Source organism: Heliomicrobium sulfidophilum, from assembly GCF_057715735.1.
The window spans coordinates 1048982-1062704 of record NZ_JBVTZZ010000005.1; the positions used below are offsets into that span (position 1 = coordinate 1048982).

General features: G+C 59.7%; 14 protein-coding genes. All 14 read right to left on the reverse strand.

Annotated elements, in window-relative coordinates; genetic code table 11:
• Positions 1-9 precede the first annotated feature (9 nt).
• The 14 genes from AC0CW1_RS10695 to speD all read right to left on the reverse strand — a co-directional run bounded on the left by AC0CW1_RS10695 (position 10) and on the right by speD (position 13500).
• Positions 10-864 carry a class II fructose-1,6-bisphosphate aldolase gene (locus tag AC0CW1_RS10695; RefSeq protein ID WP_488183040.1) on the reverse strand — a complete coding sequence of 285 codons (855 nt, stop codon included), beginning with the start codon at positions 862-864 and terminating at the stop codon, positions 10-12.
• A gap of 189 nt (positions 865-1053) precedes the next feature.
• Positions 1054-1719 (reverse strand): hypothetical protein, encoded by a 666-nt coding sequence (locus AC0CW1_RS10700; protein WP_488183041.1) that lies wholly within the window; start codon positions 1717-1719, stop codon positions 1054-1056.
• Between the two features lie 59 nt (positions 1720-1778).
• Complete coding sequence (locus AC0CW1_RS10705; RefSeq protein ID WP_488183042.1) at positions 1779-2165, reverse strand: response regulator; 387 nt, start codon at positions 2163-2165, stop codon at positions 1779-1781.
• A 258-nt stretch (positions 2166-2423) separates the two neighbouring features.
• Positions 2424-3329 (reverse strand): Yip1 family protein, encoded by a 906-nt coding sequence (locus AC0CW1_RS10710; RefSeq protein WP_488183043.1) that lies wholly within the window; start codon positions 3327-3329, stop codon positions 2424-2426.
• 36 nt (positions 3330-3365) lie between these two features.
• Entirely contained in the window at positions 3366-4313 is a 948-nt protein-coding gene (gene sppA / locus AC0CW1_RS10715) for a signal peptide peptidase SppA (RefSeq protein ID WP_488183044.1), read from the reverse strand.
• Positions 4314-4381: 68 nt separating this feature from the next.
• Positions 4382-5644 carry an alanine racemase gene (alr, locus tag AC0CW1_RS10720; protein WP_488183045.1) on the reverse strand — a complete coding sequence of 421 codons (1263 nt, stop codon included), beginning with the start codon at positions 5642-5644 and terminating at the stop codon, positions 4382-4384.
• Between the two features lie 20 nt (positions 5645-5664).
• The gene (locus tag AC0CW1_RS10725) at positions 5665-6735 is read right to left on the reverse strand and encodes a lipid II:glycine glycyltransferase FemX (protein WP_488183046.1); all 1071 of its coding nucleotides are present in this window, start codon (positions 6733-6735) and stop codon (positions 5665-5667) included.
• A 169-nt stretch (positions 6736-6904) separates the two neighbouring features.
• Entirely contained in the window at positions 6905-8518 is a 1614-nt protein-coding gene (pyrG, locus tag AC0CW1_RS10730; protein ID WP_488183047.1) for a CTP synthase, read from the reverse strand.
• 98 nt (positions 8519-8616) lie between these two features.
• Positions 8617-9015: a DNA-directed RNA polymerase subunit delta gene (gene rpoE, locus AC0CW1_RS10735; RefSeq protein WP_488183048.1), complete on the reverse strand. Its 399-nt coding sequence runs from the start codon at positions 9013-9015 to the stop codon at positions 8617-8619.
• Between the two features lie 45 nt (positions 9016-9060).
• Positions 9061-9354 carry a hypothetical protein gene (locus tag AC0CW1_RS10740; RefSeq protein ID WP_488183049.1) on the reverse strand — a complete coding sequence of 98 codons (294 nt, stop codon included), beginning with the start codon at positions 9352-9354 and terminating at the stop codon, positions 9061-9063.
• Positions 9355-9418: 64 nt separating this feature from the next.
• The gene (gene argS / locus AC0CW1_RS10745) at positions 9419-11110 is read right to left on the reverse strand and encodes an arginine--tRNA ligase (RefSeq protein ID WP_488183050.1); all 1692 of its coding nucleotides are present in this window, start codon (positions 11108-11110) and stop codon (positions 9419-9421) included.
• Complete coding sequence (locus AC0CW1_RS10750) at positions 11097-11540, reverse strand: YwiB family protein (RefSeq protein ID WP_488183051.1); 444 nt, start codon at positions 11538-11540, stop codon at positions 11097-11099. Before AC0CW1_RS10750 ends, argS begins: the two co-directional genes overlap by 14 nt.
• Before the next feature lie 134 nt (positions 11541-11674).
• Entirely contained in the window at positions 11675-12370 is a 696-nt protein-coding gene (locus AC0CW1_RS10755) for a Crp/Fnr family transcriptional regulator (RefSeq protein ID WP_488183052.1), read from the reverse strand.
• 293 nt (positions 12371-12663) lie between these two features.
• Positions 12664-13500: an adenosylmethionine decarboxylase gene (gene speD, locus AC0CW1_RS10760; protein ID WP_488183053.1), complete on the reverse strand. Its 837-nt coding sequence runs from the start codon at positions 13498-13500 to the stop codon at positions 12664-12666.
• Positions 13501-13723: the final 223 nt, after the last annotated feature.

Genomic DNA, 13723 nt, shown 5'->3' on the forward strand with positions numbered 1-13723 from the left:
ATCCCCCTCCTAGGCTTTGCCGTTGGATCCAAAGATACGGATCTTTTCCCGAATGATCTCACTCATCTTGACCTTGGCCGGACCGAGGATCTTGCGGGGGTCGATCTCCCGCGGGTTTTTCTCGATGGCCTCTTTGACGCCGTCGACAAAGGCTTCCCGCAGGTTGGTGTCGATGTTCACCTTGCGGACGCCGAGGGTGATCGCCTTTTGAATGTCTTCTTCCGGAACGCCCGAGGAGCCGTGGAGGACGATGGGGATGTTGACCAGTTGGCGGATCTTGGCGAGACGGTCAAAGTCGAGTTCCGGGCGACCCTTGTACTGCCCGTGAGCCGTTCCGATGGCCACCGCCAGGGCGTCGACCTTCGTAGCGTCCACAAACTGCTTCGCTTCGGCCGGATCGGTGAAAAAGGCGTCGCGCTCGTCGACATGGATGTCGTCCTCGGTTCCGCCGATCTTGCCCAATTCCGCCTCGACGGAGACGCCGACAGCGCGGGCCACTTCGAGGACACGGTTGGTCAGGGCGATGTTCTCCTCCAAGGGGTACTTGGAACCGTCAATCATGACGGAGGTAAAGCCGCTGCGGATGCACTGGATGCACTGGGCAAAGCTCGTGCCGTGGTCCAGATGCAGCGCCACAGGAACAGAAGCGTTTTCGCCGGCCAAACGGGCCAGGGCGACGATATAGTCGAGTCCGGCGTACTTGATCGCCCCCTGGGAAGCCTGGATGATGACAGGGGCTCGCTCCGCTTCTGCCGCGGCAACGATGGCCTGGACAATTTCCATGTTGTTGCAGTTAAAGGCGCCGACGGCGTACTTGCCTTCTTCCGCTGCGGCGAGAAGTTGGGAGACTGGAACCAATGGCATCGAGACATCTCCTCCTACATTGTTATCCTTGGAATCCTTTCGCCAAACTAGGCGATATTCCCTTCACGCTAGTATGCCCATCGAGCGGGTAAACAGGAAAAGACCGCGGAACATCATGAAGTTGAGTCCGCGGTGTCTGTCACTATCTTCATTATCTTCATTATCTTCATTATCTTCATTATGGTAGGTTCAGGGAGACTTTTTCCGCCGGCGCCGGCCTCGCCCGCTCTCCCGACTTCCTGGGGCTGCGCCTTGGATCTGCAGTTCAGCGCAACGCTTCATCACCTGCAGGTCGTTGTCCGACTCGGCGTAGCATACATAGGTGTTGTCACATGCCTCGCAGCGAAGTTCCACCCGTTCCGGATAGACCTCCACATTGATCTGGAAACTGCCGCAGGAGCAAGAAAGGGCGCCCTCTTCGGCAAGCTTATGCAACCGTTCGAGGACAGCGTACATGACTTCGGGGTTTTCAAAATAATCGGTGAGCCCCAGGTTCTCGGCCATCTCCTGCAGGGATTTGTCCTGGTTCAGGATGGCCGTCTTGACCTTCTCCCGGGGACCGATAAAGCCGACTTCGACCATCGTCTCGGCGCAACGAAGTTCGGTCAGTTGCTGAGACCACAGTTGTTCCCTCGGGAACCAGTGGAGGTGTTGGGTTTCACACATGATGCACTGCGACTGCAGCCAAAAACGCTTGCGGTCTTTGCTCCCCACCGTCATCAGACCGGCTCCGCAGGAACAATGCAGCTTATGCACTTTTCGCCCCGCAAAGGCAAACAAGGACAAGGCGTGAAAGTCCATGCGGCCACAGGCGGGACAACGAAGAGCCACGACTGTTAAGGTGGACAAGATCATGTGGAGTACCCTCCTTTCTACCCCCAGTATTCAACGCAACAGGTCAAAATCCTTTTTTGTCAACCCTGATATTCCGAAGGAGATGATCGCCAGCGGGAAATCTGCTCTGTCAGTTCCATCACATCAAAGGGTTTGATGAGGTGATCTGCAATGTCAAGATCCCTGGCTTCCCTGATCAAGGAAAGTTCCTCATAGGCCGACATCAATACGACCGGCAACCGGTGGCCTCGCCGGCGCGCTTCTGCCAGCGTCTCAATCCCGGTCATGCCTGGCATCTTCACGTCGAGGAGCATCAAGGTGTAATCACGGGTCTCCAGCTTTCCCAGCGCCTCGAGCCCGCTGGACGCCGCTTCGACGACGATGCCGGCCATGCGAAGAGCTTCTTGCAAGAGGCGGCGGACGCCTTTTTGATCATCAACAACCAACACGCATTGGGAGTCTCCCATTCTGTCGTTCCACCTCTCCCGCCAATCCCCATCCCTATATTTGAAGCAAAAGCAACCGTTGCGATTTTCAAGGAGAATCGCAAGTGCATCCTGTTCGAGGCCCTCCCGAAAGACCTCTGCCCTTCAGCGCCAGATCTCCTATCACGTGGATCTTTCGTGACAGGAAATGAAAATCCTGCCTGTTAGCGAAGCAGGCAGGATTTTTTATCACCAGTTTTCAATGCAATCGGGACTTGTTCCCATTCTCGCGGCTACGCCTCAACGAACTGACAGCGGCAGCGTTCCCAAGGAGGGGAGCATCGATAGGATGACCAGCACCAACAGGATCGCGCAAAGCAGGAGCAGCAACAGGGGCAGCAGGAGGACGAAGACCGCCCGTGCCGTCGAAAGTCGGAGCGACCTTTTGATCGCTAGCGCTTGCAGGACAATGCCCCAGATGGTCACCGCAACGATGCCCAGCCCTTGGATCGCCTCTCCCCCCGGCGCGTAAGCGCCGATCACGCTCAAGGGGGCGACGAGAATCAGGGGGGAGTAGGCCAAACCGAGGGCGGTCAACAACCCCTTGCCATTGCCCTGGCCGCCAAGCAGTTCGCCGACGAGGTTGTAAAAACCGGCCATGAAAAACCAGATAAAGATGCCGAAGAGTACACCGAAGATGCTGGCGCCGGCGATCAGTCGTTCAAAGACAGGGCCAGATAGTTCCGGCGGCAAGGGGGCGTCCATGGTTCCTCCGTCACCGAGGCTGAAATCGACGATCAGGTTGATGATCGAAGTCGTCAAGACGACAGCCACGGCCAAAGCGAGCGGTTTCTCCCGCGCGGCGACGGAAAAGGCTAAACCGGGGTTGACGATCACCTGGTACAGGTAGTCCCAAAGGCTCCACTCCGCAGAGGCGTCATCCCGTCGCTCCTGTCGCTGTGGCTCCCATCCGGGGGGCAACTGCCATCCGCTATTTTGAGGAGCAGCGTCGTTGCGAAGGGAAGGCGCCTCTCCCTGGTGTTCTGTCGCTATGGCGCACAGGGGTCCAGCCGCTTTTGTTCCAGGAGATTCGATACGTTCCTGATCTCCTCCAGGTTGGGCATCTCCTCCAGGTTGGGGATTCCCGCCTGATTCCGGCGGGAGGAGCCGTTTCCCTTCCTCGTTTTCCCGTCTCTCCTGTTCCATAACCAACCCTCCGCACTATCTTTCCCATCCCGGCGATCAAGGCAGGGAGCTTTTTTGCTTCAACAAGTCCAAGAGTTGCGCCATTTGCTCAGGCGACAGGCGTTGCGGGGAAAGGCCTGCGCCGCTCCAGCGGCTGCTGACGCCGGAGAGAAGCCGGTCAAGCGCCGATTCTCTGCCATACTCCCGGATCTCCGGTTCGCCTTCCATCCCAGCCATCGACGCGGCCAGGGCGACTGCGTCATAGAAGTTGCCCAGTTCATCGACCAAGCCCAGATCTTTCGCCTGTCGTCCCGTGTACACTCGCCCGTCAGCGAGGGCGCGCACCTTGTCTTGGGGCATTTTGCGGCCTTCCGCCACCACATCGATGAACTGCTGGTAGATGTCGTTGACCATGGTCTGCAGGATCTCCCGCTCTTCCGGCGTCATGTCCCGCGCCGAAGAGGCGATGTCCTTGTAAGGCCCGCTCTTGATCACGTTGGCCCGGTAGCCGATCTTCTGGTAGAGTTCCGTCAGGTTGGCCAGATCAAGGATCACGCCGATCGAGCCCGTCGTGGTGGCCGGATTGGCGACGATCTTGTCGGCCCGCGCCGCCACCCAGTAGCCGCCGGAGGCCGCCACATCGCCCATGGAGGCCACGACGATCTTGCCGCTCTCGCGAAGGCGGTCCACCTCGCGGCCGATCTCCTGGGACGCCGCCGACGTGCCGCCAGGCGAGTTGATCCGCAGCACTACCGCTTTGATCTGCTTGTCCTTCTGTAACTGGCGCAGCGTCTCGATCACCGAACCGGAACCGGACTCGCCGCCCAGCAGCCCGCCACCGGCGCCTGCGTCGGCGATCATCCCTTCGAGCCGCACGACGGCGACGGTGTTGCCCGCCGAAGGTCCGTCAGCGCGGTGCGCGCCCGGCCGGAAGAGGATGAGCAGCACCGAAAGGGCCACCACCGCCAGGACCGCGCCCACCACCCACTGTTTCCTTTTTGCCAAAATGACCCGCCTCCTCTAGCTTGACTCGTCCTTATTCTAACCGTTCGCCCCAACTCAAGACGGCAACTTTATTCCAGCCCAACGGCCCGTTCTTCCGCCCCTGCGCTTCCGAGCCTTCGCAAGACCGCCGACTCGGCGCTCACATGGACGCGCGGCACGCTCAATCCCACCACCGTCCGCCGCGCCGGGATCACGACGACCGTCCCGGCTTGCACATCGGGGATGCCGGTCACATCGATCATCGTCATCTGCATGGCGACTTTCCCCAGCACCGGCGCGCGGCGATCGCCGATGCGCACTGTCCGGGCCATGGGGCCAATACCGAAGTAGGCGGCGGATGTTTTCAGCAGCACCTTCGCCAGGTCCCAGAGGCTCACCGGCATACTGACCGGTTCCAGTTGGTAGCCGTCCACATAGCCGACAGGCAGAACGGCCACCTGGGTCTCGCGCCGGGTGACAAAGGCGCGCCCGTAGCCGACGCCGTGCCCCGGCGGCAGGGTGGCCACATGGGCCACGCGCGCCTTCAGGCGCCAGACGTCGCGCAGGGCCAAGCCGGCGGCGACAGGTCCGGCCGGCTGGCCGTAGAGGAGGGTGCCGATGCGCACCCCGTCAAAGTGGTACTGGGGAAAGGCCATGGCCGCCGCCGAGTTGGCCACGTGCTTGACGGGGATGGGAAAGCCGGCATACGCCTCCATGGCGGCCACCGTCTCCCGGAATCGGGCCACCTGGCGGTGGACATGGCGCACATCGCCCGTGGCCGCCGTGGCCAGGTGGGTAAAGGCGCCTTCCAGGTACAACTCATCTTGACCCAAAATGGCCGCCACCAACAGGGGCGCCTCAGCGGCGTCCACCCCGGTGCGGCCCAGGCCGGTTTCCACTTTGATCTGGACAGGCAAACCCCGCCGGCCCTGGCGCCGGGCTTCCCGGGCGATCAGCAGCGCCGTGTCAACGGCGCTCACACTGGCCGTCAGGCCGAAGCGGACCAGATCGGCCGCTTCTTCCGCCACAAAGGGGGCCATGACCAGGATGGGCGCGTCAATGCCGCTCCGGCGCAGTTGGACGCCTTCGCTCACATGGGTGACAGCCAGCCGGTCGACGCCGTTTTCGACGAGGCAGCGAGCGCACTCGACGATGCCGCAGCCGTAGGCGTTGGCTTTGACGACACCGTAAAAGATCTTTTCATCGCCGAGAACCTGCCGGATCGATCGCGCGTTATGGGCCAGGGCATCCATGTCAACCTCGACCCAGCAGCCCAGCCCCTGGGCGGCTGAATCCCGTTGCCGTTCCTCGGCGCCGATCCCTTCGATGCCCTGTGGTCGAATCACGCTCATCGGTCTTCCGCCTCCTTGGCTTAGGATCCCTTGCGACGGGCGAGGAGCTTGCGGACAAGATTCTGGTACATGGGCTCGGCTACGTTCCAGAAGTGATAGAAAAAGGGCTGGTATACCCGATCATATTCGCCGATAAAGCCCACATAGTCGCCGCTGAAACCGCGCTTGAAGCGGACCAGTCCGTAGAGGGGATGATCCTCTCCGACATGGCCGGGCACGCCGCGGAAGTCATAGAGGGTGCAGCCGTTGGCCTTGGCCCAGCAGATCATCTTCCACTGGATCAGGTAGTTGGGCATGACGTTGCGGTGACGGTTCGACGAGGCGCCGTAGATGTACCAGGCCTTGTCGCCGAGAATGAAGGCCAGTGTCCCAGCGATCACTTCCCCCTGATAGCGGGCGATGAAGAGCTTCGCCATCCCCGAAGGGACCAGGTTGTCCCACATGTCTTCAAAGTAGGAGTAGGCCCGCACGAGGAAGTTGTCCCGGGCGCAGGTCTCCTTGAGGACCTGATAAAAAACGGGGAGTTCCTCCTTGCCGCAGTTCTCGTCAATCACGACGCCCTTTTTTTCAGCCAACCGTATGTTATAGCGCGTTTTCTGGTGAAAACGGGCGAAGACCTGGTCTAAGTCGTCGGATATGTCGAGGCGGAAGACAAAGCGCGGCTGGACGCCCTCAAAGCCCTCGCCCTTGTCGACGAGGCGAAAGCCGCGCGAACGGAGGTAGTCGGTCCAGGCCGGCGCCGGGTCGATGACATCGGGATCAATTTTGAGAAAAACGGCGTTCTCCCGCCGGGCGAGCTCCTCGATCCCCGCCAACAGCGTGTCGGCCACATCGGGGCGGGCCGGGTCGATGACCGGTCCCCGGGGCGCGTAAAAGATGTGCTTGCCCACGGCCGGGATGCGCCGCTTCAGGATGGAGACGGCCGCCAGCGGCGTCCCCGCTTCCTCCACCATCAGCCGGTGCGGCTGCCAGCCGGTGCGGGACTTCACATCGCCCCACTCCCAGGACTGGAGCACATGGCCTTTCGGGTGCTCTGCCATAAACCGGTTGAAACGCTCCTTGTCCTGGATATCCAGTTCGCGAACGTTCAAGTTGGATATTCCCCTTTCTGTCTTCCAAAGAACGATGTTCCCCAAAAATGGACTCGCCCGCGCTTACCCATCACCGCCTGGCCTATTTTCCCGCTCATAACCGAGGAGACCTTTCCGAACCCGTAAAAGGACTGCGAAAAGGCCTCCGTCTTTTGCTGATGCTGTTCGATTACTGGTGCTGCTCGTGCTTGTCCAATGCGGCGTTGACAAAATCCCGGAACAGGGGGTGGGGACGGTTGGGCCGGGATTTGAATTCGGGGTGGAACTGGGAGGCCACGAACCAGGGGTGGTCTTTCAGTTCGACGACTTCTACGAGCCGGCCGTCCGGCGAGGTGCCGGAGATGGTCATGCCGGCTTTCTCCAGGGCGGCTCGGAAGTTGTTGTTGAATTCGTAGCGGTGGCGGTGCCGCTCGTAGATGACCTCTTCTTGATAGGCGTCCCAGGCCTTGGTGTTGCGGTTCAGACGGCAGGCCCAAATGCCCAGGCGCATGGTGCCGCCCTTCTCCTCTACATCCTTCTGCTCCGGCAAGAGGTCGATGACCGGGTGTTCCGTGGTTTCGGCAAACTCGCTGGAGTGGGCGTCTTGCCAGCCCAGCACATGGCGGCTGAACTCGACGACGGCCAGTTGCATCCCTAAGCAGATGCCGAGCATGGGGATGCCCTTCTCCCGGGCGTAGCGCAGGGCTGTGATCTTGCCTTCGATGCCCCGGTCGCCGAAGCCGCCGGGCACGAGGATGCCGTCCACATCACCCAAGAATTCTTCCGGATCGGCCCCTTCCAGGTCAGCCGAGTAGATCCACTTGATCTTGACGGCGGCGTCATGGAAGAGCCCGGCGTGGCGAAGCGACTCGGCGACGCTCATGTAGGCGTCTGGCAGGGCGACATACTTGCCGACGAGGCCGATGGTGACTTGGCGCTGAGGATTCTTGATCTTCTGCACCAGCGCCTCCCAGTCCTTCAGATCGGGCTCACCGCACTGCAGGTTCAGCTTTTCGATGATGATGTCGTCGAGGCCCTCTTTTTTCAGCAAAAGGGGCACTTCGTAGATGGTCTCGCAGTCGACGTTCTGGATGACCGCTTGCGGCTCGATGTCACAGAAGAGGGCGATCTTTTCTTCCAGTTCCTTCGGGAAGGCTTTTTCTGTGCGGCAGACGATCACATCGGGCTGGATGCCGATGCTGCGCAGCTCCTTGACGGAGTGCTGCGTCGGTTTCGTCTTCAGTTCGCCGGCGCTGGCGATGAAGGGCATCAGCGTCACGTGGATGTAGGCCACACGCTCTTTGCCGATGTCTGACTTCATCTGGCGGATCGCTTCCAGGAAGGGCAGCGACTCGATGTCGCCGACGGTGCCGCCGATCTCGGTGATCACCACGTCGGGGTTGCTCTCGCGAGCGACGCGCAGGACCCGCCCTTTGATCTCGTTGGTGATGTGGGGAATGACCTGGACCGTCCCGCCGAGAAACTCGCCTTTCCGTTCTTTCGTGATGACCGACCAGTAGATCTTGCCGGTCGTCACGTTGGAGGCCTTGGTCAGGCTGATATCGACAAAGCGCTCATAATGGCCCAGATCCAGGTCTGTTTCCGCCCCGTCGTCGGTGACAAAGACCTCGCCATGCTGGTAGGGGCTCATGGTGCCCGGGTCGATGTTGATGTAGGGGTCAAACTTCTGGATGGCCACTTTGAGGCCGCGGCTTTTGAGCAGGCGGCCGAGGGAAGCGGCGGTGATCCCTTTGCCCAGGGAAGACACGACGCCGCCGGTGACAAAAATGAACTTCGTTTGCATTTCCATGCCTGCTTTCTCTTCGACCGTTCACTCCGGTTCGGGTTTTACACTCCATCTATTCTACCCAAAGAGTGTCAAAGGATCAACAAAAAGCGAGCTTATTCAGCTCGCTCCCAGTCGTCGTCTCGTCCCCGACCGTAGTCGTGGTCGCGGTCATCATAATCTTCTTCGTCGCCGCCCTCGCCATCTTCGTATTCAACGGTCTTGTTGAGCAGGGAGATGGTGGGGATGCGCCGCCCCGTTTTGGCCGGCGCCCAGTTGCGCAAGCCCCAGAGGCCATTGCCGAAGCTGATGAAGCGCATATCCAGGTTCATCTGGGTGTAGATGGCGGCAATCGATTTGGGATCCTCGGGGTCTTCATAGCCGATGCGGGCCAGGGCCTGCACGATCAGGTCGCGGAAGTGGGTGTTTTCCCCTTTCTCTTTCAGCAGTTGAAAGAGGACATCCATTTCGGAGACCCGGCGGCCGGTGTTCACGGTGGTGATGGGTTCGGACACTGTGCAGCACTCCCTCGATATCGTCGACGCTCTTTGCGCGGTGGGTTAGCGGCTGGGGCGGCTTGGGTCGTTCGCTAAGCGCTCCGCGGCGGCTCGCTTGGCTGCGAAGCGGGGGCGCCAAAACTCACGGGCTTTTCTGCAAGTCATGGCGCCCTTTTCCGCTTCTTCGCCTTCGCTCGCACTCGCCGCTCCGCGCAAACCGCTCACGACCCAAGCCGCCCCAGGCCACGATTCATCATCGGGCTTCTGGGCGAAGGATCCTTTACCCGCCCCTGGCCACAATTCAATATCGTGCCCCTGGACGAAGGAAACCTTTACCCGCCCAAGGCCGCAACTCATCATCGGGCTCCTGGACGAGCGAGACCTTTTTACGGGTCTTTCTAGTATTTTACACCTGACTATACTACATACGCTCCGGTGCTGTCAAACCCATGCAGTGGAGGACGTTGCGGAGGACGATGCGCGAGTCGTCGACGAGGAGGAGGCGGGCGTCGCGAAGGGGCTTCTCGTCGGTGAGGACGCGGCAGTGGGTGTAGAAGCTGTGGAAGAGGGCGGCCAGGTCCTGGGCGTAGCGGGCCATGCGGTGGGGCTCCATCTGGGTCGCCGCCCGGGCCACCTCGTCGGGCAGGTCGGCGATCTTGCGGATCAGGGCGATCTCGGCGGGGTGGTCGAGGACGGCCAGGTCGAGGCCGGCCTCCTTCTGCTGGCCCTGGGGCACGGCGTAGCCGGCTTCCTGGGCGGTGCGCAGGATGGAGCAGATGCGGGCGTGGGCGTACTGGACGTAGAAGACGGGGTTTTCCGAGGACTGGCTCTTGGCCAGGTCCAGGTCGAAGTCGAGGTGGGAGTCGGCGCCGCGCATGACGAAGAAGAAGCGGGCGGCGTCCTTGCCGACTTCCTCGACCAGTTCGTCGAGGGTGATGTACTGGCCGGTCCGCTTGGACATGCGGACGATCTCGCCGCCCTTGTAGAGGCGCACCAGTTGCATCAGGATGACGTCGAGCTTCTGCGGGTCGTAGCCGACGGCCTTGACGGCGTTTTTCATCCGCGAGACGTGACCATGGTGGTCGGCGCCCCAGATGTTGATCACCCAGTCGAAGCCGCGGTCAAACTTATTTTTGTGGTAGGCGATGTCGGCGGCGAAATAGGTGGGGATGCCGTTGGAGCGGACGAGCACCTCGTCCTTCTCCTCGCCGAGGGCCGTCGCCTTGAACCAGAGGGCGCCTTCGTTTTCATAGATGTAGCCGTTGGCGCGCAATCTTTCCAGGGTCTGCTGGATGGCGCCGGAGTCATGGAGGGACTGCTCGGAGAACCAGACATCATAGACGACGCCGAAGCGCTCCAGGGTCTGGCGGATGGCGTCGAGCTTTTCCCGCAGGGCGTACTTGACGAGCATCTCCCGGCGCAGGGAGGACTCCATGTTGACGTATTTATCGCCCTCTTTGGCGATGAGGCCGCGCATCGTCTCGACGATGTCCTCGCCATGGTAGCCTTCCTCGGGGAAGGGCACTTCTTGGCCGAGTAGCTGCAGGTAGCGGGCTTCCAAGGACTTGGCGAAGTTTTCGATCTGGTTGCCGGCGTCGTTGATGTAAAACTCTTTTTGCACTTCAAAACCGGCCAGGGAGAGCAGGTTGGCCAGGGTGTCGCCGAGGGCGGCGCCGCGGGCGTTGCCCATGTGCAAGAGGCCTGTCGGGTTGGCGCTGACAAATTCCACCTGCACCCGCCGTCCGGCGCCGGCGTCGGAGGCGCCGTAGGCGGCGTCCGCCTGCTGGACTGCCGGGAGGACAGGGTAGAGCCAGGCATGGTTCAAGGTGAAATTAATGAAGCCCGGACCGGCCACCTGGATGTCCTTCAGCCAATCGCCGCGGTCGATGCGGGCGACGATCTTTTCCGCCAGTTGGCGGGGGTTCATGCGGGCCTCCCGGGCCATCAGCATGGCCACGTTGGTGGCAAAATCACCATGCTGTTTTTCCCGGGGCACTTCCAGCACAAACGCCGGAATCTGCGTAAAGTTCACTTCTCCGGCGTTACGGGCGCCTTCCAGCGCCTGGGCGACGGCGGCGGAGATGCGGCGGCGAATATCTTCAACGAAGTTCACTGAATCTATGTTCCTCCTTCACAGTAATCAAGAGGGAGTTGTCGCTCAGCTTGCGCTGATCGAACTGCAATTCATATTCCAGATTGATCGAGCCGCCTTTGTCGCCTATGTCCACCTGCACCTTGGAGGGGATGACACCCATGTGCATGCTGCCATAGGGGGTGACGTAGACCGACTCGTTGAGGACGCCTTCTTCGAAGGTTTGTTTCAGTTCCGACCGGCCCATGCGGTTTAGAGTCACCCGGTTCGTTTCGATCTTCAGGGAGGTCGTGGTGCCTTCCATTCCAGAAATTTCAGATTCGTTATAGACGATGTAATAGGAGTTGGGCTTGATGAACATCTTGCCTTCCGTGACGAGATGGATGGTGTCTGTTTCCCCAATGTCGTTCTTTTGGGTTCCCAGGACCGATACCAGCACGTCCTTCTTCATCGTGAACGCCCTCTTTCCTATAAAATTGCCTTAACAATTCGGTGACAGACGGCGGTTTCCTCCCGCCTGCCACCATTTTTCCCGAGAATTTGTGATCTTAGGATCGTACAGGGGCGCGCTTGTCCCTTTTTTATTCAGCGTCCGCCCGTAGCCCGCAGCTTCAACTCCTCCATGTCACAGATAACGATTTGCTGGCGCTCCACTTCCAGGATCTTCAGGCGCTCATACTCGGCCAGGATGCGAGAAACCGTCTCCCGAGAGGTGCCCACGATCTGGGCCAGTTCCTGCCGGGTCATATTGAAGTCAATGCGCGTCCCCCGGCTGTCGGGGACGCCGTAATCATGGGCCAGCTTGAAGAGGCGCGCCGCCACCCGGCCGTAGGTGTCGAGGAGGGCGAGGTTCTTCATATGGCGATAGGCTTGCCGAAGCCGCCGCGCCTCCACCTGCAGACAAGCCGCCGCCAGCGGCGGGTAGTCCGAGACGAGTTGCCGGAACTCCTCCAGGGGCAACCGGCTCACCCGGACCGGTTCCATCGTCTCCGCCGTGTAAGGGCTTGGTCCCGGATCAAAGGCGGCAATCTCGCCGAAGATGTCGCCTGGGTCGACGATCGACACGACCTTCTCCTGCCCGTCCGGGTTCATCTTGGCCAGACGCACCTTCCCCTCATGGAGGAAGTACACCGCGTCAGCCGGCTCCCCCTCCTGCAAAAGAGGCTGGCGTTTTTTCAACACCCGCTCCCCCACCCGACCGGCCAACTCCCGCAATACCTCTTCCGGCAAGGAGGCCAGCGCGTCGATGGCCTTGAGGGCTTCCCAGTCTATGATTCTCATCGCCCCCTTTACGTTTGCGTCTCAGTGGCGGTTACCTATTTCTAACCGATTTCGTTTAGAGGTTTTTGTACAGACAGCATCATCACAAGTAAAGCCTGGGTGTATTGGCGCAGCGAGCGGTTTGGGCGGAGCGGCGTCGTGAGCGCCGGTCGCGTAGCGGAAAAAGCGCGCCACGACATGCAGAAAAGCCCTGGACGTTTGGCGCGCCCGCGCAGCGAACAGCCGCGCAGCCCTTAGCGAGCGGAGCCAATACACCCCGCTTTACCCCATGAGCCGCTGTCACTAAAACCTCCTTAGACTTTAGGGATGTTCCGGCCGGAGAAGATCTCATACATCTCTTTTTTCACCCGTTGTTTGATCTTTTTCTTCTCGCCAGGCAGTAATTCTTTCTTCGCTGTTCCGAATAAATAGTTGTCCAGATCAAATTCTTTCAGCAGCATCTTGGTGTGAAAGATATTGTCCTGGTAGACATTCACATCGATCATCTGGTAAAGTTCGCGCGTTTCTTTGGCAATGTAGTTCTGGATCGAGTTGATCTTGTGATCGATGAAGTATTTCTTCCCGCTCACATCGCGCGTGAAGCCGCGCACCCGGTAGTCGGCGATGACAATGTCGGAACTGAAGCTGTTGATCAGGTAGTTCAGCGCTTTCAAGGGCGAGATCATGCCGCAGGTGGACACGTCGATATCGGCGCGAAAGGTGCTGATCCCCTTGTCGGGATGGCTTTCCGGGTAGGTGTGCACGGTGATATGGCTCTTGTCCAGGTGAGCCGCGACGGCATTGGGAATGGGCGTCGGACAATCGTCATCGTCACAGTCTCCACCGGTCCCGTTCCCATGCTCTGCGTCCGGCTCAATCTTGCCCTCCGAGATCAGCATGGTCACACTGGCGCCCTGGGGGTCGTAATCCTGCTTGGCGATATTGAGGATGTTGGCGCCGATGATATTGGCCACTTCGATCAGGATATTGGTCAGGCGCTCTGAGTTGTACTCCTCATCGATATACTCGATGTAGGCCTTGCGGTGTTCCGGTGTTTTGGCGTAGCAGATATCATACATGTTGAAGCTCAGCGTCTTCGTCAGGTTGTTAAAACCGTAGAGCTTCAGCTTTTTAATCGATTTAATCTCCATGCTCTTCTCCCCACGCATTTATTTTTTTCGGTTCGTCGTTTCTGTTGTTTCTCTCAGTACGTTGATTATCCGCTTGATGCCGGGATAGTGTCAAGAATCAACGCATATGTAATTTCTTCGACAAGTAAACCTTTTTTGTGAAAACCTTTAATCGACCTATTCCGAAGCAGACGGATATGGCATAATCGAAGTAGACTGTTTGTTTAACTTCTTCAAGTGGAAG

What these genes read in the sequence shown, in the direction of transcription:
- AC0CW1_RS10750 (WP_488183051.1), bottom strand. Translation starts at nt 11,540, where the DNA reads ATGAAGAAGGACGTGCTGGTATCGGTCCTGGGAACCCAAAAGAACGAC.
- AC0CW1_RS10700 (WP_488183041.1), bottom strand. Translation starts at nt 1,719, where the DNA reads ATGATCTTGTCCACCTTAACAGTCGTGGCTCTTCGTTGTCCCGCCTGT.
- alr (WP_488183045.1), bottom strand. Translation starts at nt 5,644, where the DNA reads ATGAGCGTGATTCGACCACAGGGCATCGAAGGGATCGGCGCCGAGGAA.
- speD (WP_488183053.1), bottom strand. Translation starts at nt 13,500, where the DNA reads ATGGAGATTAAATCGATTAAAAAGCTGAAGCTCTACGGTTTTAACAAC.
- AC0CW1_RS10740 (WP_488183049.1), bottom strand. Translation starts at nt 9,354, where the DNA reads ATGAGTTGCGGCCTTGGGCGGGTAAAGGTTTCCTTCGTCCAGGGGCAC.
- AC0CW1_RS10705 (WP_488183042.1), bottom strand. Translation starts at nt 2,165, where the DNA reads ATGGGAGACTCCCAATGCGTGTTGGTTGTTGATGATCAAAAAGGCGTC.
- AC0CW1_RS10695 (WP_488183040.1), bottom strand. Translation starts at nt 864, where the DNA reads ATGCCATTGGTTCCAGTCTCCCAACTTCTCGCCGCAGCGGAAGAAGGC.
- AC0CW1_RS10755 (WP_488183052.1), bottom strand. Translation starts at nt 12,370, where the DNA reads ATGAGAATCATAGACTGGGAAGCCCTCAAGGCCATCGACGCGCTGGCC.
- AC0CW1_RS10710 (WP_488183043.1), bottom strand. Translation starts at nt 3,329, where the DNA reads ATGGAACAGGAGAGACGGGAAAACGAGGAAGGGAAACGGCTCCTCCCG.
- pyrG (WP_488183047.1), bottom strand. Translation starts at nt 8,518, where the DNA reads ATGCAAACGAAGTTCATTTTTGTCACCGGCGGCGTCGTGTCTTCCCTG.